Source organism: Frankia sp. CeD, from assembly GCF_000732115.1.
GTDB classification, from domain to species: Bacteria; Actinomycetota; Actinomycetes; order Frankiales; family Frankiaceae; genus Frankia; species Frankia casuarinae.
This window is the reverse complement of the sequence record NZ_JPGU01000001.1, coordinates 41,580-63,797: the sequence shown is the minus strand read 5'-3', so window position 1 is coordinate 63,797 and position 22,218 is coordinate 41,580. Positions and strand designations below refer to the sequence as shown.

At 70.4% G+C, this 22,218-nt stretch carries 19 protein-coding genes and 4 pseudogenes (1 of these 23 cut by a window edge); 14 read left to right on the top strand and 9 right to left on the bottom strand.

Going from position 1 to position 22,218, the window contains the following annotated elements:
- On the top strand, window positions 1-331 hold a 331-nt coding region (locus CED_RS00240), incomplete at its 5' end, for a helix-turn-helix domain-containing protein (RefSeq protein ID WP_235186824.1).
- Window positions 332-434: 103 nt separating this feature from the next.
- Here the strand turns inward: CED_RS00240 and CED_RS00235 are convergent.
- The 4 genes from CED_RS00235 to CED_RS00220 form a co-directional block, all read right to left on the bottom strand.
- Window positions 435-1,154 (bottom strand): hypothetical protein, encoded by a 720-nt coding sequence (locus CED_RS00235; RefSeq protein ID WP_011435407.1) that lies wholly within the window; start codon window positions 1,152-1,154, stop codon window positions 435-437.
- A gap of 417 nt (window positions 1,155-1,571) precedes the next feature.
- A complete protein-coding gene (locus tag CED_RS24535) occupies window positions 1,572-1,844 on the bottom strand; it encodes a hypothetical protein (protein WP_011435409.1) in 273 nt (90 codons plus the stop codon).
- A 621-nt stretch (window positions 1,845-2,465) separates the two neighbouring features.
- The gene (locus CED_RS00225) at window positions 2,466-2,720 is read right to left on the bottom strand and encodes a hypothetical protein (protein WP_035908066.1); all 255 of its coding nucleotides are present in this window, start codon (window positions 2,718-2,720) and stop codon (window positions 2,466-2,468) included.
- A 4-nt stretch (window positions 2,721-2,724) separates the two neighbouring features.
- Window positions 2,725-2,922, bottom strand: a complete 198-nt coding sequence (locus CED_RS00220) for a transposase (RefSeq protein ID WP_160172355.1) — start codon at window positions 2,920-2,922, stop codon at window positions 2,725-2,727.
- A 77-nt stretch (window positions 2,923-2,999) separates the two neighbouring features.
- On the opposite strand from CED_RS00220, the pseudogene CED_RS25920 reads away from it, so the two are divergent.
- Window positions 3,000-3,470: pseudogene (locus CED_RS25920) on the top strand (transposase); the annotation flags it as partial.
- On the opposite strand, the gene CED_RS24900 reads toward CED_RS25920, so the two are convergent.
- Window positions 3,365-3,931, bottom strand: a complete 567-nt coding sequence (locus CED_RS24900) for a transposase family protein (RefSeq protein ID WP_023842294.1) — start codon at window positions 3,929-3,931, stop codon at window positions 3,365-3,367. The pseudogene CED_RS25920 and the gene CED_RS24900 sit on opposite strands and share 106 nt — an antisense overlap.
- Before the next feature lie 526 nt (window positions 3,932-4,457).
- Here CED_RS24900 and CED_RS00205 point away from each other — a divergent pair.
- The 3 genes and pseudogenes from CED_RS00205 to CED_RS00200 all read left to right on the top strand — a co-directional run bounded on the left by CED_RS00205 (window position 4,458) and on the right by CED_RS00200 (window position 8,454).
- Entirely contained in the window at window positions 4,458-5,171 is a 714-nt protein-coding gene (locus CED_RS00205; protein ID WP_235186823.1) for a transposase family protein, read from the top strand.
- Window positions 5,132-5,263 (top strand): annotated as a pseudogene (locus tag CED_RS25915) (IS30 family transposase); the annotation flags it as partial. The gene CED_RS00205 and the pseudogene CED_RS25915, both read left to right, overlap by 40 nt.
- Before the next feature lie 170 nt (window positions 5,264-5,433).
- Entirely contained in the window at window positions 5,434-8,454 is a 3,021-nt protein-coding gene (locus tag CED_RS00200) for an FAD-binding and (Fe-S)-binding domain-containing protein (RefSeq protein WP_011435414.1), read from the top strand.
- 14 nt (window positions 8,455-8,468) lie between these two features.
- Here the strand turns inward: CED_RS00200 and CED_RS00195 are convergent, their stop codons facing one another.
- Complete coding sequence (locus tag CED_RS00195) at window positions 8,469-9,158, bottom strand: hypothetical protein (protein WP_035908062.1); 690 nt, start codon at window positions 9,156-9,158, stop codon at window positions 8,469-8,471.
- Window positions 9,159-9,937: 779 nt separating this feature from the next.
- On the opposite strand from CED_RS00195, the gene CED_RS00190 reads away from it, so the two are divergent.
- The 9 genes and pseudogenes from CED_RS00190 (at window position 9,938) to CED_RS00155 (ending at window position 20,000) form a co-directional block, all read left to right on the top strand.
- On the top strand, window positions 9,938-11,101 hold the full coding sequence (locus CED_RS00190) for a glycosyltransferase family 2 protein (RefSeq protein ID WP_235186822.1): 1,164 nt from the start codon (window positions 9,938-9,940) through the stop codon (window positions 11,099-11,101).
- A gap of 511 nt (window positions 11,102-11,612) precedes the next feature.
- A complete protein-coding gene (locus tag CED_RS00185) occupies window positions 11,613-13,331 on the top strand; it encodes a glycosyltransferase family 2 protein (RefSeq protein WP_235186821.1) in 1,719 nt (572 codons plus the stop codon).
- Window positions 13,328-15,010 carry a 4-amino-4-deoxy-L-arabinose transferase gene (locus tag CED_RS00180; protein ID WP_035908061.1) on the top strand — a complete coding sequence of 561 codons (1,683 nt, stop codon included), beginning with the start codon at window positions 13,328-13,330 and terminating at the stop codon, window positions 15,008-15,010. Before CED_RS00185 ends, CED_RS00180 begins: the two co-directional genes overlap by 4 nt.
- Before the next feature lie 53 nt (window positions 15,011-15,063).
- Window positions 15,064-15,201, top strand: a pseudogene (locus CED_RS24895) (DUF5996 family protein); the annotation flags it as partial.
- Between the two features lie 40 nt (window positions 15,202-15,241).
- Window positions 15,242-15,427 (top strand): hypothetical protein, encoded by a 186-nt coding sequence (locus CED_RS24530; protein ID WP_035730953.1) that lies wholly within the window; start codon window positions 15,242-15,244, stop codon window positions 15,425-15,427.
- 81 nt (window positions 15,428-15,508) lie between these two features.
- A complete protein-coding gene (gene pepN, locus CED_RS00170) occupies window positions 15,509-18,163 on the top strand; it encodes an aminopeptidase N (RefSeq protein ID WP_035908060.1) in 2,655 nt (884 codons plus the stop codon).
- Between the two features lie 147 nt (window positions 18,164-18,310).
- Window positions 18,311-18,883, top strand: coding sequence for a DUF6529 family protein (locus CED_RS00165; protein ID WP_011435421.1), 573 nt, complete (start codon window positions 18,311-18,313; stop codon window positions 18,881-18,883).
- 22 nt (window positions 18,884-18,905) lie between these two features.
- Window positions 18,906-19,388 carry a Rieske (2Fe-2S) protein gene (locus tag CED_RS00160; RefSeq protein ID WP_035908054.1) on the top strand — a complete coding sequence of 161 codons (483 nt, stop codon included), beginning with the start codon at window positions 18,906-18,908 and terminating at the stop codon, window positions 19,386-19,388.
- A gap of 60 nt (window positions 19,389-19,448) precedes the next feature.
- On the top strand, window positions 19,449-20,000 hold the full coding sequence (locus CED_RS00155; RefSeq protein WP_011435423.1) for an FHA domain-containing protein: 552 nt from the start codon (window positions 19,449-19,451) through the stop codon (window positions 19,998-20,000).
- A gap of 52 nt (window positions 20,001-20,052) precedes the next feature.
- Here CED_RS00155 and CED_RS00150 read toward each other — a convergent pair whose 3' ends face one another.
- The 3 genes and pseudogenes from CED_RS00150 to CED_RS00140 form a co-directional block, all read right to left on the bottom strand.
- Complete coding sequence (locus CED_RS00150; protein WP_035908046.1) at window positions 20,053-20,400, bottom strand: hypothetical protein; 348 nt, start codon at window positions 20,398-20,400, stop codon at window positions 20,053-20,055.
- Between the two features lie 13 nt (window positions 20,401-20,413).
- Complete coding sequence (locus CED_RS00145; RefSeq protein ID WP_035908042.1) at window positions 20,414-21,214, bottom strand: class I SAM-dependent methyltransferase; 801 nt, start codon at window positions 21,212-21,214, stop codon at window positions 20,414-20,416.
- A gap of 824 nt (window positions 21,215-22,038) precedes the next feature.
- Window positions 22,039-22,218: pseudogene (locus CED_RS00140) on the bottom strand (hypothetical protein); it runs 339 nt beyond the window's last position.

The window sequence follows — 22,218 nt, the reverse complement described above, 5'->3', positions numbered from 1 at the left end:
GCCCGACCAGCCCGCGGCGCCCGACCAGCCCGCGGCGCGGTCCCCCGCAGGTAGTTCACCCGTGCCAGACCTCCGCCTCGGCAAGTACCGCTCGCGCCAGATTATGGAGGAGATCGTCGCCGTGCTGCGCTCGGCGCCCGAGCCGATCTCGACGGCGCAGATCGCCGACAAGATCGGCCGGGACCGGTCCACGGCCCAGCGGTACCTCAAGGATCTCGAGCGGGACGACTACGTCACCATGATCTTGGACCGCGGGTCCCGCGGGCGTCCCAGGCACCTTTACCAATGGCGCGACAAACCCTCGCCCCCGCCCGCCCGCCCGAACCCCTAATGACCACGGCCGGGTACGCGGACGCGGAGTATCTCTGTCCTCTCCTCTCCCTCGGTCGATGAAGACATGCGGAAGCCCGGCAGGGTCGCGGCCTGTCAAGTCATCAGGCGGCGATTTTGCTTGCGACACGGACGGCGCCTTCAAGGTCAGGGAGAGGCACGCCGAATTCCTCCGCCACCTCGGCGAGTGGTTCGCCGGCGTGGAAGCGGCCCAGGGCGTCTTCGACGCGGGCGCCGCCATGAGTGAAGATCGGCTGACCGAAGCCACGGTGGGGATCGACGATGACGGAGCCGGGCTCGTACCGCGGTAGCCGGATGAGCCGGGGGTAGCCGTCCGAGGCGAACTCCACCAGCCGGAGGTAGGACTCGACGATCTCCCCGAACACCCGCTGCCCGTTGCGCACCACGACCAGTTCCCGGGCTCCGCGTGCTTCGGGCGTGTCGCCCTGGCTCTCAGCGAAGTCGTAGAGAACCTCGGCGCCGTCGGTGTACAGGGCGCGTGAGGCGAGGACGTGCTCGATCCCCAACTGCTCGGACAGGCGGGCCAACGCGGGGCGGATCCGCTGTAGCGGCACCCCAGCGGCTCGGATGGCTGCCAGGATCATCCCCTCGGCAAGCCCGATGAACGGCACGACGGCCGTGCCATGGCGCTGACGGGGCAGCACGGTGACGATCGGCTCACCATGGACCGGGACGCGGCCCGGTGCGTGCCGGGTGTAGCCGTAGGCCCAGGTCGCGAAAGTCGACGTCGGCACGCCCAGGTGCCGGCCCGCCTCGGCGACGCTGTACAGGGGCAGGTCGAAACGGCCGCGATCCTGAATCATCGCGCCTCCTCTCAAGCCTGCTGGATCCGAAGGTCCCTGCCACGCAGCACCATGATCATAGCTCCTTGCAGGCACGACGACGCCGGGGAGGAGGCCACCGCAAGCCGTGCTGCCGCAGTTTCTCCGGGGCCGGATCGGGTCGGCATCGTCAACAAGGGTCCGGCCGGTGCGGTGGTCGGTGTACGGCGTCCAAGCCGTGCGGCATGTGCACCTCGGGTGCGGACCAGGGACCGGTCCGATTGCCCAAAGGCGCTGGTCAGAAGCCTGGATCCTCTGCGAATACGACTGGGACCGTCCTTGCGGAGGCCCCCGCACCGATCCCAGCGTGCGGAATTACCGCACTGGGCTCCTGCCTCGGGTTCTGGCGTCGAAGCGCACGCTCGGCATCGGGTGGCGTGGGCGGGCGGGTGGTAGCCATCAGTCGGCATGGCGCCCCATGCGCGCCCAGGTCAGTCGCGTGCGCCGGCTTCGTCGGCGAAGCGCCTTGAACCAGTGCCGTGTCGCCTGGATGCGGAAGGACGCGACCGCGTCCGTGTTGCCGCGCACGGCGTAGTAGTTGAGATGCCCAACCACCACACTGCGTAGCCGCTGCCCTTGGAGCGGGACGGGTTGGTGCCGGCGCCGCTTCAGTTCCTCCTTGATCTCTTTGAGCTTCGCCCGCATCCGCCTCTTGCCCGTGACGCGCCTCACCCAGAAGTTCCCCTTCTTGGACGTCGCGCNCAGACACGTGAACCCCAGAAAAGTGAACGTCTCCGGCTTCCCGAGACCGTGGGTCTTCCGCTACTGAGTTTTAATCCGCGTTTTAATCCGCGAAGTCGTGTGGAAGCATAATGNTCCTTCACCTTATTGCTATCTTTGGGTGGGTGGTGAGGGTTCTGTTCGGGTAGCCGGCTGGTTGAGCGGGAGACCGAGCGTGAGGCGCTGCGGGCTGGGCTCGCGGTGCTGCGGAAGATCGCGTTCGGGCGGTCGCCGGAAAAGGCCGGTGTGGGGTGGGCTGGCGGTCGCGGTCCCGGCAGCGCTGCTCGCCGGTGCGGGCCAGCTCCTCGCCTGCGCAGAATGCGCAAAAAGCTGTCTATTCACAAAACTTGCCGGCTCGTTCGCAGCGTTCACCGCTGTGCGATCTGCGTGCCAGCCCCACGGCGGTGACACGCCGCCGGCGGTTTNTTCCGCTGTGGCCGGCGGCCCCTCACCACCGGCCCCGATCCGCAGAATGCGCAAAAAAGTCATTTATTCACAAAACTTGCCGGCTTGCCGGCCCGTTCGTAACGTTTTTGGAAGGGCGGCAAGTCCTACCGGCCGGAAGAGCTACGACTAGCGCGGACCAGCGCGCACGAGCCCGTTGATGAACGATTCGGAGGCGGCGGGATGACGTCCATAGCCGTGGGCAAGCCGCCGGTGGGCGGTAAGCCAGGCGAGGGTGCGTTCGACCACCCCTCGTCCCGGCAGGGCCCCGGAGGTTTTCCGGCCGGGGTTCTCCCGGGTGGTCTCGACGGTGGTCTTCAGGATGGTCCACGACCCCCGCGGGCCGGGTCCGCCCCGCGACGCGCCCTGGGCCCTGGCGGTCACGCCCTTAGTTCTTCCACCGGTCGAAGAAGCCGCAGACCGCCCGCCACGCCGGGAAGCCCGCCGGCAGCGCCCGCCACGCGATCCCGTTGCGGGCCACGTAGCCACGTACCGGATGGCGCCCACGATGCCCCGGCGGCAACACCGCTTCGGCAACCACCCACCCGGCGTCACCAAGACCCGACCGGTACCGGTGTGTACCCACCACGGCCACCCGGGGCGGTCTCAGATGATCAGAGCATCAGTGCTGGTAGAAAGATGATCCACTGATCGGAGGGCTGAGTGCGCGGCGTCGAGTTGACCTTGGAGGAGCGGGAGGCGATCTCCAGGGGCTTGGCCGAGGGACTGTCACACCGGATGATCGCGGCCCGGCTGGACCGAAACCAGTCGGTGATCAGCCGTGAGGTCGCGCGCAACGGCGGCAATGCCGGATACCGCGCCGCGGACGCGCAGAAACGCGCCGACGAGCGGCGGCGGCGACCGAAGGCGTTCAAGCTGGAAACTCACGTCCGGCTGCACGACGCGGTGGCCGAACGGCTGTCGGCCGACTTCTCGCCGGAACAGGTGTCTAATCGGCTGAAGAAGGATTTCCCGGATGATCCGGAGATGCGCGTGTCGCACGAGACGATCTACCAGACGCTCTTCGTTCAGGCGCGTGGCGAACTGAACACGCGGCTGAAGCTCGCGCCGCGGTCGGGCCGGGCGGAGCGCCGGCCGCGGGGGTCGACTCGGCCGAAGCAGGCCAGGATCGCCGGCATGGTCGGCATCTCCGAGCACTCTGCCGAGGCCGCCGACCGCGCGGTACCCGGCCACTGATTTTGCTGGTGGTAGGCTTGTGTGACTCTCTGGGTAGGAGCCGTGGGCTTCTTGCGGGCGAGCGTGGGCGGCCCGGCCGGGCCGCCCAACCCTTCGTAACCGAGGTCGAACAGCACCTCGTGTAGGTCGGCGGTCCACTCCTCTTCCAGGATCGGCGGCGCGCCGGAGGCGCGCAGAGCGGTCGAGTCGTGTTCGCGGCCGGGGGGCACCTCCGAGACCCACAGCGGCCAGCCGTCGTCGGGGGTCGACAGGATTTGGACGTTGCCACCGTGATCGGAGATCTTGCCGGACCACCACAGGTCCACGCCCTCGCTCGGACCAGGCACGCGCAGCCGGTCGGTCTCGATGACCGTGCCATCGACGATCAGATGGCGATAGCCTGCGATCCTGGCCCGCATCAACGCCTCGCGCAGGTCAGGGGCCTGCCAGGCCAGCACGGCGACGCCCTCGTGCAGGTAGCGGTAGCCCACTGAGCGGGACACTCCATGATCGTTGAGGGGCGGGCGGGTCCGCGTGCCGTCACAGAACCAGCGCAGGGCCATCACGGCCTGCTCCAGCGCGGACAGCGTGCGAGTGCCGTTACGGGTACCACGACGCTGACGCTCCGCGACCAACAGTCCGGCCAGGCGGAAGACGGTGTGATCGCCGAAGGGCAGCTCGGCGGTGTATGTGAAACTCATGCGGGACGCGGGGTCCTTCGGTGAAGTGATCTGTGGAAGGACACTTCCTACCGAGACCCCGCGCCGCCTTGTCTCCCGGCCCGACCCCACCCGCCAGACCATCACAGTCCGTTACGGCTACCCAGTGCGACGACCCGTTGCCGGGAAAGGCTCATTGACCGCGTCGTGCAACCGCGTTTTCACCGCCAGCTTGTGCGGCTTAGGTCGTATGGCCTGCGCTTCCGCTCGTTCCTGGGCCTCGACATTGCTGGCCGACGACCGCGCTCAGCGCCAGACGTGGCGCAAGCTGTCCCCACACGGGCAGGCACTCCTCGTGCTCGCGCACCTACGCAACGGCGACACCTACGAGCGACTCGCCGAAGGCTTCGGCGTCAGTGTCGGGACGGTCTACAACTACGTGCGCGAGGCCGTCGATCTGCTGGCCACCCGCGGCCGTAGCCGCCTCGCGGCGGTGTGGACGTTCGCGTGGACGCAGAGCAACTTCCTCATCCTCGACGGAACGGTCGTGCGCACCACCCGTGTCCGGGCACACAACAAGCTGTACTACTCGGGCAAGCACAAGTACCACGGCATCAACCTCCAGGGCCTCACCGACCCCTACGGCAGGATGATCTGGATCTCCGAGGGGCTTCCCGGCAGCGTCCACGACCTCACCGCCGCCCGCATGCACGACATCCTCCACGTGATCGACCGCTCGGAGCTCCACCTCTTCGCCGACAAGGGATATGTCGGCGGCGAAGGAGACCACCTCCTCGTTCCGTACAAGAAGCCACCCGGCGGCGACCTGTCCGATCAGCTAAAGGAGATCAACCGTGCCCNCGCCGCCNCCCGCGCCAGAGGCGAGCGCGGCTTCGCGATCCTGAAGAACTGGCACATCTTCGACCGCTNCCGCGGCTGNCCCCGCCGTGTCGGGAAGTTCGCCCTCGCCGCATTCATTCTCACCGAGGAAGAGATTTAGGAAAGCTAACTTTGAAAAGGCTCAGTGAGCGGCCGAAGGAGGCCACCGACCGTGCCGTGCCCGGGTTCCGGGAGGGCGATCTCATTGAAGATCCACAGTGGCAGGTCGATCCGGTGCGGCCGGCCCGGCCCGTGGCGAGGATGGTGGGGTGCAGCGGGAGCAGCGTCGCGTGCGGGTCCAACGGTTTCGCCGACAGTTTCGGCGTCCCGGGGATCGGGCCGGGGCCGGAACAGGGGCCGGGGACCGGGCGGAGCTGGTCCAGATGCTGCGGGCGGCGCTCGGGGAGCGACCGACCACGGCCGGATCGATGGTCGCCGGCACCGGTGTAGATCATGATCGAGTGGTCCGGCCCATGGTCGACGCCTCGGCCCGGCGCCGGGCCGAGTACTCCTCCGACGCCTCGAACTACCGGGTGCCGCCCGCGGTTGTGGTGTTCCCCCGGGAGGTCGGGGACATCCTGGCGATCGCGGCAGTTTGCCGGTCCACCGCGACCCCGCTGACCACCCGGGGCGCGGGCACCTCCATCGCGGGCAACGCCGTGGGCCCCGGGGTGGTGATGGATCTCAGCCGCCACCTGCACCGCATCATCTCCCTGGACCCGGCCGCCCGCACCGCGAGCGTGCAGCCCGGGGTCATCCTGGACAGCCTCCAGGAGGCGGCCGGCCGGCACGGGCTGCGATTCGGTCCGGATCCCTCCACCCATGCCCGCTGCACCATCGGCGGCATGATCGGCAACAACGCCTGCGGCGCACGGGCGATCGCCTACGGCCGGACCGCCGACAACATCGTCGATCTCGACGTGCTCGACGGCACGGGACGTCGACTACGGGTCGGCCCGGGTGGCTCCGGGCGATCGGGTGGCTCTGGGTATCCGGCAGTCCCCGGGTATCCGGCAGTCCCCGGGCTCGACGACCTCGTCCGGGCCAACCTGGCGGTCCTGCGCACCGAACTCGGCAGGTTCCCCCGCCAGGTCTCCGGCTACTCGCTGGAGCACCTGCTGCCCGAACGCGGCGGCGACCTGGCGAAGGCCCTGGTGGGCTCCGAGGGCACCTGTGTGGTCGTGCTCGGGGCGACCGTCCGCCTCGTCCCCCGGCCGGCCGCGACCGCGATGGTCGTGCTGGGCTATCCGGACATGCCGGCCGCCGCGGACGCCGTGCCGCTGCTGTTCCCGCACGCTCCGCTGGCGGTGGAGGGCATGGACGCGCGCCTGGTCGACATCGTGCGCCGGCACCGGGGACCGCGGGCCGTACCGGAGCTTCCCGCCGGCACCGGCTGGCTGTTCGTCGAGGTCGGTGGGGCGAGCCCGGCGGAGGCGCTCGCGGCCGGCTGGGCGTTGGCGACCGCCGCGGGCACGAGGGCCACCCGGGTGCTGCCCACCGGCCCGCAGACCCGCGCCCTCTGGCGGATCCGCGAGGACGGCGCGGGTCTCGCCGGGCGGAGCGCGGCGGGGGAACCAGCCTGGCCCGGCTGGGAGGACGCGGCCGTGCCGCCGCAGCGCCTGGGAGCCTACCTGCGTGACTTCGAAGACCTGCTGCGCGCGCACCGGATCGACGGGGTGCCGTACGGACACTTCGGGGACGGCTGCGTGCACATCCGGATTGATCTACCGTTGGCGGAGGCCCCGGGGCGCCTGCGCCCGTTCCTGACCGAGGCCGCCGACCTGGTCGCCTCCTACGGCGGCTCGATATCCGGTGAGCACGGGGACGGCCGGGCCCGCGGTGAGCTGCTGGCCAGGATGTACTCGCCGGCCGCGCTCGGCGTCTTCGCCGGTTTCAAGGCCCTGTTCGACCCGGACGATCTTCTCAACCCGGGTGTGCTGGTCCGGCCGAGGCCGATCGACGCCGACCTGCGCCTGCCGGCGGCTCGCCCGCTGCCCACTATCGGCGGATTCGCCTTCACCGCCGACGCGGGGGAGTTCGGGCGGGCCGTCCACCGCTGCGTCGGGCTGGGCACCTGCCGGGCCGACACGCCGGCGGCAGGCGGCTTCATGTGCCCGTCGTACCTCGCGACGCGCGACGAGAAGGATTCCACCCGCGGCCGGGCCAGGGTGCTGCAGGAGATGGCGAACGGCTCGCTGGTCCGCGGAGGTGCCGGGGGCGCCCGGGCCCCGGAGGTGGCCGAGGTGCTCGACCTGTGCCTGTCGTGCAAGGCGTGCGCGCGCGACTGCGCGGCCGGGGTGGACATGGCGACGTACAAGTCCGAGGTGCTGTTCCGCGCCTACCGGCATCGACTCCGGCCGGTCAGCCATTACGTGCTCGGCTGGTTGCCCCGATGGGCCCGGGTCGCCGGGCGGGCGCCACGCCTGGTCAACGCGGTGCTGGCCGGACCGGCGGTGCGACGGCTGCTGCTGCGGATGGGGGGCATGGACGCGCGCCGCGAGGTGCCGGCCTTCGCCAGGCAACCGTTCAGCCGCTGGTGGCGCGAGCACGGCGGCTCGGACCTGGGAAGCGGCTCGGACCTGGGAAACGGGTACCCGGCCGACGGGTACTTGGCTGACGGGCGGCCGGCTGACGGGCAAGCGGCCGACGGGCGGGCGATCCACCGGCGNGAGGCCCACAGCCGGGAGGTGGTGCTGTGGATCGACACGTTCACGGAGGCGTTCTCCCCCGAAGTCGGCCGGGCCGCCGTGGCAGTTCTGGCGGACGCCGGCTACCGGGTGATCGTGCCGCCGGGCCCCGCGTGCTGTGGTCTCACCTGGATCACCACCGGCCAGCTCGACGGTGCGCGCCACCGGTTGCGAGCGACCGTCGACTGCCTCGCGCCGTACGCCCGGGCCGGGACGCCGATCGTCGGCCTGGAACCGTCTTGCACGGCGGTGCTGCGCGGCGACCTCGTCGAGCTGCTCGCGGGCGACCCCGCAGCCGCGCTGGTCGCCGGTGCGGTGCGTACCCTCGCCGAGCTGCTCGCCGACACCATCGGCTGGACTCCGCCGCGTCTCGACGGGGTGCGCGTCCTTGCCCAGCCGCACTGCCACCAGCACGCGGTCATGGGATTCGCCGCCGACCGCGGCCTGCTGGCGGCGGCCGGCGCGGACGTCGACGTCCTCGCTGGCTGCTGCGGCCTGGCCGGCAACTTCGGTATGGAGGCCGGGCACTACGACGTGTCGATGGCGATCGCTGCCCGTACCCTGGGCCCGGCGATCGCCTCGGCTCCCGCGGGCACCGTGCTGCTCGCCGACGGATTCTCCTGCCGGACCCAGGCCGAACACGTCGCCGCCCGGCGCGGGCGGCATCTCGCCGAGTTGCTCGCCGAGCGTCTCGCCGGGCTCAGATCTCCACAGTGACGTCAGAAGCGAAGTCAGATCTCCACGGTGAAGACCGTCGCCGGCAGGCCGTCGCCGTCGTCGGTGACCGCGGCGGGGCCGGCCGGGTTGCCGGCCAGCTCTCCCCGGGGAACGGCGAGTACGACGACGGGATGGTGACGGGCGAGCTTCGCGATCAGTGGCCGGAGCCGGGCGACCTCCACCCGGGTATGGCCGACCTGCACGACTCCCGTCATCCCGCCATCGAGGCGGACGAATCCGTCGGGAACGTGCGACCCGGTGTGCAGGGCGGCCTCGTTTTCGTGCCGCCACTGTCGCTCGCTGATCCAGGCCAGCACCCGCGNCCCGCCCNCCCCGGCGTTCTCGATCCGCAGCCGGGCGCGGGCGACCATGGCGTGGCGCACGGCCCCCGCCGCGCTCGTCGCCGCCCCGTCGGATTCCAGCTCCATCGAACTGACCAGCCGGGTGCCCTCGGCGGTGAGCCGTACGAGCCGGCCCTGGCCGGCGAGTACGGGATCGGCGGAGGCGACTCCGGCGTTCTCCCAGCGCTTCACGACGGCGCGGGCCGCGTTCTTGGAGATCGGGTGTTCCGGGCCGAGAATCTCCGAGATGTCCGACTCGAAGGCGGCCCGCATATCGAAGATCCATTCGAGGGCGTGGAGATCCCGTTGGTTGAGGCGAACGTGCCCCCTGTCCGCTCTGCTCTTGCGAGGCTGGTCTGACACCGTGCTCCCTGGGGTTTATGGCTGGGAAGTCTATGGGCGCGGGGTTCTGCGGTCGTGACTGTCGTCAACCCGGCCGGGGTGGTTCCACGTGTTGTCGCGATGTACCGCTCCGTGGGGCCGGGACTTGTGGCCCTATGCGGGGATGTTGATCGGTGATTTCTGAATTATAGGGCCGGACGGTACCGGCCAACCGGGTTGCCCGGAAGTGTCGGAAAGCATGCCGGTGGAGTGCGGTGTGGCACGGCGCACCCGGCTTAGCGGGGAGGCCGTGTCTCGGAGTGTTCCTGGTGGTCACCCGCCCCCGCCGGCTGACGACCTGCGGTAATTTTTCGCCCGGCCTTATGACCGTAGGGCCCGGATCGGGCATGGGGTGCCGGTAGATGGCTCGATCCGAGGCTTCTCTTGTTCCGCTGCCTCTGGGGGAAATTCGTTATGATCACCACAGGAATGTGGCCGCGTGAATGTTGCGCTGTATTGTCCGGAATTCGACGGATCGGGATTATCTCGGCGTTGACTCGCGTTTCGCGGGTCTGTGGCCCCGGGGGGATCCGATGACCTCGACCGATCAGGGGGGCAGGACCGATCAAGCGAGTAGGACCGATCAAGCGAGTAGGACCGAGCAGGGGAGCCGGACCGGGCCGGCGGGCAGACCGGACGACCGCACGGGCCTGCTCCGTCTGCCCGTTCTGCCGCATCCCCGCCACCCGCTGGAGCGTCCCGAGCGGACGGGCGGTTCGGCCGCGGAACCGGTCGGTTCCCGGCTGGACGTCGGGCCACAGGTGTCGGTCGTGATACCCACCCGCAACGAGGCGCGCAACGTCGAACCGCTGCTGCGGCGCCTCGACGAGGCGCTGCACGGCCTGTCCGGAGAAGTAATCTTCGTTGACGACTCCGACGACGGAACGCCCGAGGTCATCGCGCGCGTCCGCCCCTCGGTGCGGTTACCGGTACGGGTGCACCACCGGACCCCGGCCCAGCGGGTCGGCGGGCTGGGGGGCGCGGTCAGCGAGGGCTTCGCGCTCTGTGCCGCGCCCTATGCGGTGATCATCGATGGGGACCTCCAGCATCCGCCGGAGACCATCCCGGCGCTGCTCGGCACCGCCGTGGAACATGCCGCCGATGTGGTGATCGGCAGCCGGTACGTGTCCGGCGGCAGCGCATCGGGGCTCGCTGGAAGCATGCGGCACCTGGTCTCGACGGGGTCGAACCGGTTGTGTCGGTGGGTCTTCCCCCGTCGGCTGCGCGGCGTCTCGGACGTGATGAGCGGCTTCTTCCTGGTACGGGTCGCCGTCGTGGACCGGGCCGGCCTGCGACCGGACGGCTACAAGATCCTGCTGGAGCTGCTCGTCGCGTCCGGACGGCTGCGCGTCCGCGAGATCGGGTACGCCTTCGCCGAGCGGCACGCCGGGACCTCCAACGCCTCGCTGACCGAAGGCGCCCGCTTCGCCCGGCGGCTGTTCGCGTTGCGGGTTCCGAAGCCCGCGCGGTTCGCCCTGGTCGGGGCGTCCGGGACGGTGCCGAACCTGCTTGGCACCGCCGTGCTTCACCACGTCGGCTTGCACTACCTGGTCGCGGCGATCGTCGCGACCCAGATCGCCGTCGGCTGGAACTTCCTCGGCTGCGAGCTCCTGGTCTGGGATCGGGAGACGGGTTCCCGGCTGCGTCGCTATCNGGCGTTCGCGCTCATCAACAATCTCGATCTGGTCATTCGGCTGCCACTGCTCGCGGTGCTGGTCGGGCGATGGCATCTCGGCGTCGGCATCTCGACCCTGATGTCCCTGGCCGCCGCGGTGATCGTCCGATACCTGGTGGTGGATCGGCTGGTGTACCGGCGACGGGCGGTGTCTGAGCGGGCGGTGTCTGAGCGGGCGGTGTCGCCGTCCCACGGAAGGCCGTNGGAGGANGGGGTGTCNGGTGCGNTTTCGTANCCCNCCCGCCGGTGACGGCGTACACCTCGGCGCCGGTGGGGTCCTCATCCGGCTGTTCTGTTCCGGGCATGCGCAGCTCCCCGACAGGCGGATCATGCTTGCCGGCGGCACCTTGGCGTATTCCACGCCGACGACGAACTACAAGGGAATGGCGAGGAGCTAATTCGCCGACACCACGGTCGCCGAGTACGTGGCCGNCCTCCCGAAGCTCGTCGCGGCGAACTGNCCTNCCANCCAGGCCGGGGACCGGACCCGCCGCGGTGTCGCCCGCCCGCGGTGCTCCGTGCCCACCCCTTTCAGGCAGGTACAGGTGACATCCGATTCTGATTCCGAAGTCCCGCGTGCGCGGGCGCTCCCCCGCGGCGCGCGTCGGCATGCCCATGCGCACCGAGATCCCCGCGTGCCCCGACGCTCACCTCGGCTGTGGATGGTAGCGGCCGCGGGGTGGTGGGCCGCGGGGTTGGGGGCCGCCCTGCACACCACGTCGGCCCTCGTGTTGTCCGCGTTGGTCGGTCTGGACGGGAGCATGTCTTACCTCTTGCCCGGCGCACTCGCGGTCGTCCTGCCTCGGATGTTCGGCCGGGGTGGCCGGGGCCGGCGGATCCCGTGGCTCGCCCGGCTCGCGTGCGAGTCGGGCGGCTGGTACGTCTACATGTTCGCCGGTTCGCCGGACATCAGGCTGGTCTCGTACGGCGGTCCGCGCCTGGGCCAGCCGTTCGCCGTGGTACTGGGCGCGGTGGCGGCGGTGACCGGCGGCCTGGTCCTGTCCGGTCGGCTCCGGGCGCGGACCCGCGGGTCGATCCCCGGCGCCAGCCGCCGGCGGCGCTGGGTGTGGGCGCTGGTCAGCGTGCCCCTCGCGGTGACGCTGGGGGTGCGTGCGGCCGAGCATCACCACGTCGTGCTACTCGCCGCATGGACGATCGTCTCGTTGCTGATGCTGCTGGTCGCCAGCCTGACCCTCGTGCGCGGCCAGTACAGCTGGCAGCGTCCCGAGCGGGTGCATCACGTGGACCTGACCGGCAACCTCGCGCCCCGCAACCGCTTCTCCCTCATCGTCCCCGCCCGCGACGAGCCGGTGCTCGGGCGGACCCTGACCCAGATCCTTGCCGGCGACTACCCCGGCGACCTGGTGGAACTGGTCGTGATGGTGTCGTATGACGAGGTCGACCAGGAGACCCGACGGGTCGCCGAGGAGATCGCCGGCCGGCATTCCAACGTGCGGGTCGTCGCGCCCGAAGGCAGCCGGCGTAGTAANCCCCTGTCCCTGGAGGACGCCCGCCGGCACTGCACCGGCGACCTGGTCGGCGTCGTCGACGCGGAGTCCCTGCTCGCCGGGGGACTCCTGCGTTACGTGAACACGCTGGCCCTGCGCCACGCCGACGTCGGCATCTTTCAGGGCGGCGTGCAGCTCATGAACGCGCGTGCCACGGCGTGGCGGCGCGCCGCGGACCACTCACCGATACGGGCGTTCCTCCACTGGTTGGACGCGGGCACCTCCTGGTGGCGGGCCCGCAACTGCCTCGAATACTACATCTGGTTCATGTCGCGGCTGCGTTTCCAGGCGCGCGCGCGTTTCATCCCACTCGGCGGCAACACGGTGTTCATTCGGCGAACGGTGCTGGAAAGGCTCGGTGGGTGGGACGTCTCCTGCCTCACCGAGGACTGTGACCTCGGGGTGCGGGCTTCGGCCGCCGGAATCCCGACCGCGGTCTTCTACCATCCGGATCTGACGACCCGGGAGGAGACCCCGGAAAGCCTCACGAAACTCATCATCCAGCGCACCCGCTGGATGATGGGGTTCATGCAGGTCCTCTTCAAGGGGGACTGGCGGGCGCTGCCGGGAGCACGTCAGCGCATCATGGCGGTGGAGATGCTCACGATGCCGTTCTTCCAGGCACTCGCCGGCGTCCTGCTGCCGGTGTCGCTGGTCCTCACGTTGTTTCTGGCGGCGCCGACCGGTCTGGTCATCGTCTTCTGGCTTCCGTTCGGTGCGACCGTCATGACGGTTTTCTCCGAGCAGGCGGCGTTCCGCGAGTTCGCCGAGGCGTACGGGCTCGATCTGCGTCGCTGGGACAGCGTGCGGCTCGTGCTCTGCGCCCCGCTGTACCAGCTCGCGCTCTCCGCCGCCGCGGTGCGCGCCACGGCCCGGTTGCTGCGTGGCCGGGTCGAGTGGGAGAAGACCTCCCACTCCGGGGCCCACCACAGCACCGGCTCCGGCCGCTTCGAGCTGGAGGCGGCGTCGTGACCGCACCCGACGCCGCGAACCCGTACCCCCGACCGCTCGGCCCGCAGACCGCCGTGACCTGGATCGCAGCCCGGGCCGGGGAGCTCACCGGCCGACTGGTCGGCTGGGTCGGCGTCCGCCGCCGCAGCCTGCTCCTGCTCGCCGTGCTCCTGACGGTGGTGGCGGTGCTGCACGGTTACAATTTCGACGGCTGGCCGGGCCGCGTCACCGACGACGAGGGCACGTATGCCGCCCAGGCTTATTCGATGCAGTACTGGAACCGGATCGCGCATTACACGTACTGGTATGACCATCCGTTCGGCGGATGGCTGTTGATTGCCATCTACACGAAGATCACTGATGGTTTCAACCGGGCGCCGACGGCGGTCACCGCGGCCCGCGAGCTCATGTTCGGCGTGCATCTGGTGAGCTGCGTGCTGCTGTACCGGTTCGGCCGGCTCCTCGGCCTACGACGGTTCTTCGCCGGCCTGGCCCTGCTCGTCTTCTCGCTTTCACCGCTCGCCCTGTGGTATCAGCGGATGGCGTTCCTCGACAACATCGCCGTGATGTGGCTGCTCGCCGCCCTGGTGTGCGCGGCGTCGCCGCGACGCAGTGTCGCGGCGGCGGCGTTCGCCGGGATCTTCATGGCCTTCGCGTTCTGGTCGAAGGAAACCGTCCTGCTCTTCCTCCCGGGGTTGTACGTACTGCTCCGGCAGAANCGTGATCCTCGTAACTGGCGATTCGTGCGGCGCAACTTCATGGGCTGCCTGATCGGCGTGTGCGGCATCTACATCCTGTATGCGGCCGCGAAGAACGAGCTGTTCGAGGGGCCCGGCCACGTCTCGCTGGAATGGGCGATCAGATGGCAGCTGTTCGACCGGGCCCCGAGCGGCAGCGTGCTCGACACCGGCAGTGACACCTACCATGTCGTGCGGTCCTGGCTCGATCTCGATCCCTACCTGGTCCTCGCCGGTATTGCGGCCGCGGTTCCCCTGCTCGCCCTGCGGCGGCTGCGGGTCGTCGCCGGACTACTGCTGCTGCAGTTTGCCTTCGTCTTCCGCAACGGCTACCTGCCCAACCCCTACGTCACCGCGATGCTCCCGTTCGCCGCGTTGTGCGTGGCAGGGTTGCTCGACGCCGTCCTGCCGAGTGGAGCACGGCCGCGACGCGGTCCGCCGCATCATGCCGGGCCGGGGTCGGGGCCCGGGGCGGGGGTGGGGGCGACCGCGGCCATGATCGTCAATGGCCTGCGCTGCCTCGTGGTCCTGGTGGCCCTGTCCGTGGCCGCCGCGACGGTGATCCCGGACTGGACACCGAAAATTCGCACCGCGCTCACCCAGGACGCGAGTGCCCCGAGCCGGGAGGCGACCCGATGGTTCCTCGCGAACGTTCCCCCGGAGGGCATCGTTATCACCGACGACATCGCCTGGACCGACCTCACGATCGCCGGGCGCCGGCCGCTGCCGGTGTGGTTCTACAAGCTGGACCTCGACCCTCAGGTGCGCGGCCGGTTCCCCCACGGCTGGCGTGATGTCGACTACCTGATGATGGGCAAGCCCCCCGACTCGGTGCTCGCTGAGGTCCCGCTCGTCGCCGAGGCGCTCCGGCACTCGGTGGTCCTCAAGTCGTTCGGCGATGGAGAGATCGAGATTCGCCGGGTCATCGTCCCGGACTGCCGCGGCCGGCCTGACCGGTGCTGAACCCGTGACATCTTCCCCTCCAGCTGACCGGCCGTGGACTGACGACGCGTCCGATGGGCCAGGTCGACGGAAACCCGATCTTCACCATCGACTTCGACTTCGTCGGTCATGAGCTGGTCGTCCAGCGCCTGGACGGCGAGAGGATCTCATTTCCCCTGGTCGCGCAGTCGGTAGCGTCGTTCTACCGCCGCACCTTCGACGCGCTGGCGGCGCTCGGCATCAAGATCCGCCTTGACCATCCGCATCCGTGCCGTCCTCCCGCTCGCGGCCCTCGAGCGCGGCCCGGACCGGCGGGCCGGCGTTCTCGACTTCGACGACAGCGCCTACCGGGCCGGGGCCTACCGGGCGGGTAGGGACATCGAGCGGTTCGCCTGCCCCCACGGCGTCACCGACCCTGTCCTCGCCTCCGGGCACTGACATCGACGGGCCACCCGGCAAGATCGGGGGGTGACCAGGTCCACGTCGGACGGGCGGCGAGGCATCTCATAGGTTCGCCGTATGCACAGCCTCACCCGGGACGAAGCCCTCGCCCGCGCCGGCCTGGTCCGCGTCGATGGCTACGAGATCGAGCTCGACCTGACCGCGGCTCGCACGTCGACGGAGTTCGGCTCGACGACCAGGGTGCGCTTCAGCCTCCGTCCCCCCACGGACGGCTCCCTCGCCACGGACGGCTCCCTCGCCACGGCCGGCTCGTCGGCGGACGGCGAACCGGCACCGGCGACGTTCGTCGAGCTCAAACCGGTATCCATCCAGCAACTGTGGCTCAACGGCCAGCCGCTGGACCCCTCCGCCGTCGACGGCAACCGGCTCCCCCTCGCGACGCTGCACGCGACGAACGAGCTCGTGGTGACGGCCACGATGAGGTACTCGAACACCGGCGAGGGGCTGCACCGGTTCACCGACCCGGAGGACGGCGAGGTCTACCTGTATGCGCAGACCTTCCTCGACGACGCCCAGCGGATGTTCGCCTGCTTCGACCAGCCCGATCTCAAGGCGCCGGTGCGCCTGAGCGTGGCCGCACCCCCCGACTGGACGGTGCGGGCGAACGGTGCCGGGAAGCAGGCCTCGCCGGGGCGGTGGGAGTTCACCGAGACGGCACCCCTGGCGACCTACTTCGTGACGGTGGTCGCGGGGCCGTACCACCTCGTCGAGGACTTCCACGACGGCATCCCGCTCGGGCTGCTCTGCCGCCGCTCACTCGCGCCGTACCTCGACGCCGACGCGGCGGAGATCTTCGGCGTCACCCGGGCCTGCCTGGACCGCTACCACGAGCTGTTCGCGAGCCGGTACCCGTTCGGGACCTACGATCAGGCGTTCGTGCCCGAGTTCAATGCCGGCGCGATGGAAAACCCGGGGTGCGTGACCTTCCGGGACGAGTTCGTGTTCCGCTCGGCGGTGACCGAGGCCGAACGGGAGCTGCGTGCCGTCGTCATCGCCCACGAGATGGCCCACATGTGGTTCGGTGATCTGGTCACCATGCGCTGGTGGGACGACCTGTGGCTGAACGAGTCGTTCGCCGAGTACATGGGCTATCGGGTGACCGCCGAGGCGACGCGGTTCACCGGGGCGTGGACCAGCTTCGCCGTCGGTCGCAAGAGCTGGGGCTACGCCGCCGACCAGCGGCCGTCGACGCACCCGGTGGCCCCGGCCGACGTCCCCGACACCGCACTCGCCCTGCTGAACTTTGACGGCATCTCCTACGCCAAGGGAGCGTCGGCCCTGCGGCAGCTGGTCGCCTGGGTGGGCGACGGCGCCTTCCTGACCGGGCTGCGGACGTACTTCGCCCAGCACGCCTTCGCCAACGCGTCCCTGGCCGACCTGCTCGCCGCGCTGACCACGGAGAGCGGCCGGGACCTCGCCGGCTGGGCCGAGGTGTGGCTGCGCCACGCACAGGTCAACACGCTGCGCCCCGAGATCACGATCGGCTCCGACGGCCGCCTCGCCCAGGTCGCAGTGGTCCAGACGGCACCGCCGACGCACCCGACGCTGCGTCCGCACCGCATCGGCATCGGCGTCTACGGCCCGGCGGAGCAGACCGAGCCGATGGAGCCGACCAATCCGACGGAGCCGACCAATCCGACGGAGCCGACCGGGCCGATCGTGCTGCTCCGCCGGGTGGAGGTGGACATCGATCCGGCGGCGCCGGGCGGGCGCACCGGGATCGCGTCACTGGTCGGGAGCGAGGCGGGACGCCTGCTGCTGGTCAACGACGGCGACCTGACCTACGCCAAGATCCGTTTCGTCCCGGCCGACCTCGCCGCTTTGCCCACTGTCCTGCCGCGGACGGCCGATCCGCTTGCCAGGGCGATCATCTGGGCGGCCGCGGCCGACGCGACCCGGGACGCCGAATGGCCCGCCGCCGACTATCTGACGCTCGCCGCGGGTGCGCTGCCCCGGGAGACCGAGATCGCCGTCTTCGAGGACGCCCTGCGTTTCGCCCGGGCCACCGTGCTGAACCGCTATCTCGCGCCGTCGGCGCGACCGGCGGCGGCGCAGGCGCTCCACGCCGCCTGCGCGCGGGCCTTCGCGGCCGCAGCACCGGGAGGCGGTCATCAGCTCTCCGCCGCCCGCGGGGTCATCGGGTGTAGCGGACCGGCGCAGGCGGGAACGCTGGCGGCGTGGCTCGCCGGGACGGACGTGCCGGCCGGACTGGTCATCGACCCGGAACTACGCTGGACTCTGCTGCACCGGCTGGTCGTACTCGGGCGGGCCGGGGAGGGGGAGATCGCGGCCGAGAGCCGGCGTGATCGCAGCGCCCGGGCCGCCGAGCATGCGGCGCGGGCCCGCGCCGCCGTTGCCGATCCCGAGGCGAAAGCCCGGGCCTGGCGGATGATCGTGGACGACGACACGATGTCCGCCCGGCTGGTCGCCGCGACGGCCGAGGGTTTCTGGCAGCCCGAGCAGGCGGATCTCACCGACGGGTACGTCTCCCGCTACTTCGAGCAGATGCCGGCGATGGCGGCCCGGCGATCCCCGCACGCCGCCCGGCAGATCGCCACCCACGCCTATCCGCAGTTCGCCGTGTCCGTGGGGACGGTGCGGGAGGCGGACGCCCTGCTGGCCCGCGACCGTCTCGACCCGCTCCTGCGCCGCGTCGTCGTCGACGCGACCGACGAACTCCGCCGAGCGGTGCGGGCCCGTCTCCGCCCCTGACGCCGGCCCTGCTCCAACCCACCCGTTATCCGGCCGGCGGCATCGTCATTCCACTGACGATGTCATCTCGCCGACGGCTCTGGACGCGCCCGCGCTCTTTCCGGCATAGTTCGCGCAGCAAGGGTGTCTCAGGGGACGGGGGGCGGTATGGCAGCCGGCACGGACCGGGCCGAACGGCAGACGAGTGCGGGTGCGGCATTAGGCGTTACTTTGTTGGTCGGTGCCGCCGTCGCGGTGTCGACCGGTGTGTACGCGAGGGTTCACGAACCGGCCGGGCGGCCGCTGTTCACCCTCGGTTTCTCTGGCATGCTGCCGATGAAGGCNTGGCTGACGACGGCCGCCGCCGTTCTGCTATTCGTTCAGCTGGCCACGGCACTGTGGATGTGGGGACGGCTGCCCGGCGCGGGCCCGGCGCCGAGCTGGGCCGGTCCGCTGCACCGATGGAGCGGGACGACCGCGTTCGTCCTCACCCTGCCGGTGGCCTTCCACTGCATCTGGGCGCTGGGCTTTGCCAGCGATGGCACCCGGGTGCTTCTCCACAGCCTCCTGGGTTGCGCCTTTTACGGGGCCTACGCGGCAAAGATGATCAGCCTACGGACTAGCGGGTTACCGGGGTGGGTACTGCCCGTCCTCGGCTCGACGGTTCTCGTTTCCCTGGTCGCAATCTGGTTGACGGCTTCACTGTGGTTTTTCACCCGGTCCGGTATTCCGCACGTCTGAACAGGATCCCGAGGAAAAAGTCATGACGCAGGAAGCACCGACGCGGCGCCTCGTGGTCCCCGGCATCGCGGTCACCGTCGCCGCGGGTGCCGTCGGGTATGTCGTCGCCAGCAGCAGCGACGCGGCCGATCCGAAACCACGGCAGGCAACCGCGGGCGGGACCCGCGCGGGTGGCGACGGTTCGGGCGCGGGTAACGGCGGTGGCCAGGCCGGCGGCGCGGCGCCCCNCNCCCGGGNCGACGAGGTGCCTGCCGACGGCGGTCTCATCCTCGGCGACGCCGGCCTGGTGCTCACGAGGAATGCCGCCGGCACGATCCAGGGTTTCTCCACCGTCTGCACCCATCAGGGCTGCTCGGTGAACGCGATCGCGAAGGGCCGCATCCTCTGCCCGTGCCACGGCAGCGCCTTCGACACCCGTACCGGGGAACCCGTCGCGGGGCCGGCGAAACAGCCGCTGCCGCCGGTCGCCGTCACCGTCCGCGACAACGCGATCTTCCCCGCCTGACCCCCGCGCCCCGATCGCCCGGATCTCGGCAGGAGCCGGATCCTCCCAGGAGGAGAAACAGTGGACCCGACAGGGCTGCGGATCACCGTCCCGTCCGGCCAGAGCGTGCTGTCCGCCGACCGCAGTCACGTCGTCGGCCGGGGCCGTGACTGCGATGTCGTCATCGCGGACGGCCGGGTGTCTCGGCGTCACGTCCTGCTGGAGCCCCGCGGCGATGCCGGGTGGCTCGCCCGGGACGTCAGTTCCAACGGCATCTGGGTGGACGGCGCCCGGACCGGCAGCATCGCCCTGAACGACGGCGAGGTGCAGGTGCACCTCGGCGCGGCGAACGGGCCGACGGTCGTCCTGGCCCCGGTCAGTCCCACGCCGCGGCGCCCGCCCGCCGCGCCCGACGACCCGGACGTCGGGAATCTGGCGACCATGCTGGCCGGCCAGGGCGGCCAGGGCCGCATCGATCCCAGCCCCGTCCCGGCGGGGGCGGACTCCGCCCAGGTTCCGGCCCAGCGTCACGCCGGCCACTCGCCCGTGGCGAGCTGGCTGCGCGCTCTGCCCACCCTCGTGTGGCTCGCCGCGGTCGGCTTCACCCTCGGCGCGTTGCTCGCGCTGTCCTGAGCTCCGGCCGGCCCTCCGGCCGGCCAGGCACTCACCCATCGCGGCCAGGCACTCACCCATCGGTCGTGGACCCGGACGGCAAGCCCGTCCAGACCGGTAGGGGTGGCGTGGGGTAGCGGGGACGGCTGGGGTAGCGGGGACGGCTGGGGTAGCGGGGACGGCAGCGGGGACAGCAGGATGTGGCCACGAGCCGGAGCCGGGCCGCGGGCGGCTGTGGGCCGGATCCGGGCGGGTGGGCCTTGAGCACGACGTCACCGTGGCGCACGATCAGCCGTTCACCGTGGTGCGACAGCACGACGGGAGTCTCCCGGCCGCCCGGTCGGAGCCGGCGGGCGAGATCCGCCATGCCCGTCAGCAGAGCGGCGTGCGGGGCGGCGTCGCCAGTCAGCGTGGTCGTCACGAGGCCGATGCCTTCACCGCGTCGGCTTGCGTAGCCGCCAGATGCATTCGGAGGGCCAGCGGCGCGCCCATGCCTTGTCGCCGCGTTCGGGCTGGGCGGGTGCCGGTTCCTCGCTGTGACTGTCGGATGCCGGCGGTGCCGGGCGGGGNTCCAGAAGATCTTCGATGACGAGGTCGTTGTCCCGGAAGAGCCTGATCCAGGTGCCGTAGGGAAGGTTGGCGCTGACCAGGCCGTCGGCCTCGGCCAGCAAACGCAGCCCGAAGTAGTCGCGGGTCAGGCGACTGCCAGGGGCGTCCCGGCCCGGCGCCACGGTGATCTCGTAGATCGGGCTGACGTGGCTGAAGGCGAGCAGGCCGCCGGGGCGCAGCACGCGTGCGGCTTCCGGCACGGCCCGGAAGGGGTCCGCGAAGGAGAAGGCGCCGTGGTCGGCGAAGACGATGTCGAACGAGTCGTCGGCGAAGGGCACCGCCTCAGCACTCGCCTGGATCAGGGGGAAGGACAGCCCGGTCTCCGCGGCGAGCTGTCTGCTGTGGTGCAGCTGCCGTTCGGAGAGGTCCAAGCCGATCGGTCGGCCCCCCCGCCGGACCAGCGCGCTCGACCACTGGCCGCCCCCGCAGCCCATCTCCAGGATGTCCCGTCCGGTGACCTCACCGAGCACGCCGAGCCGTGATTCCGGAACGGCCCATAGCCCCCAGGAGATGTCGCCGGTGAACACCTGCCGGCGGATCTGCGGGGCGTTCAGTCGCTGGTAGTCGTCAGNGATCTCGTTCCAGCGGGCACGGTTGGTCCGTACGTGGGCAGCATTATTGATCATCCATCCCTCGTCCTTCTCCGGGTGGCCACGGACTGCGCGCCGATCGCGGTGCCGGGACAGGCCACCGCGGCACGACGGCCTGCCTGCCTCGACGAATCAGTCGGTCATCGTATGAGACCAGCAGGAGCACTCCTGCGCTCGCCGTTGGCGAGGCACACGGCCGCTTCGACGAGGTCGCGGTCGTCCAGTCGCTCCCGCCGCTCACCATGGCGCCGGCCCGGGGGTCAAAATGTAGGCAAAGTAGCCGGACGAGTGATGGATGGGATGAGTACGGTGCGCCTGTCTCCCGGATGACGCCCTGGTGGTGGATGCGTCTGGACAGGCTGTGATGGAGCGTGCACCCTTGATCGCGTGGCGAGACAACGAAAAAGATCCAGTCGGTATTTTCGGCCGCCCGACGAGCGGCTCAGCCTAGGCCTGATGACCTGCTCGTCCTGCAACGGCACGCAGTATCAGACGCGCCCGCAGGCGGAATCGGACGAGGACGGTCTTTTCGACGGTGACGCCAACATCAAGTGTCGGGAATGCGGTGGAACCGGAAAGGTTCCCCTGCCATGAAGAAATCGATGCCCGTTCAGGCCGACTTCTTGTACCTGCGGTGTCCGGAACATCGGGGACGGCGTCCCCGCCAGGGGCTGAAGACGATGGCGCGGCCGGGGACACCGTGCCCGCGGTGTCGCATGGTCCGCGCCGCGGACCTCGAACGCGAGGGCTGTCCGGAGCTTCCTGCGGACGAGCCGGATGGCGGAGGGGGGACGCCGCCGTCACGCTGACAGGCGTCCCCCAGGTGATCTTCGATGCCGGGATAGGCCCTCGGCGGTAGGTCAGTCCTGGGGCTGGGCGACGACCACCGCCGTGCGGGTGCCGTCCTTGACCGTCGCGCCCACCCGGACCGTCGCCCCCGGGTGGAGGTCGGAGACCTTCGCGGCGTCCCCGTCGATCCGCAACCGGGTATCGGCGTTGATCACATAGGTGCCGACGTAGCCGTCCTCACTGGTGNCCGT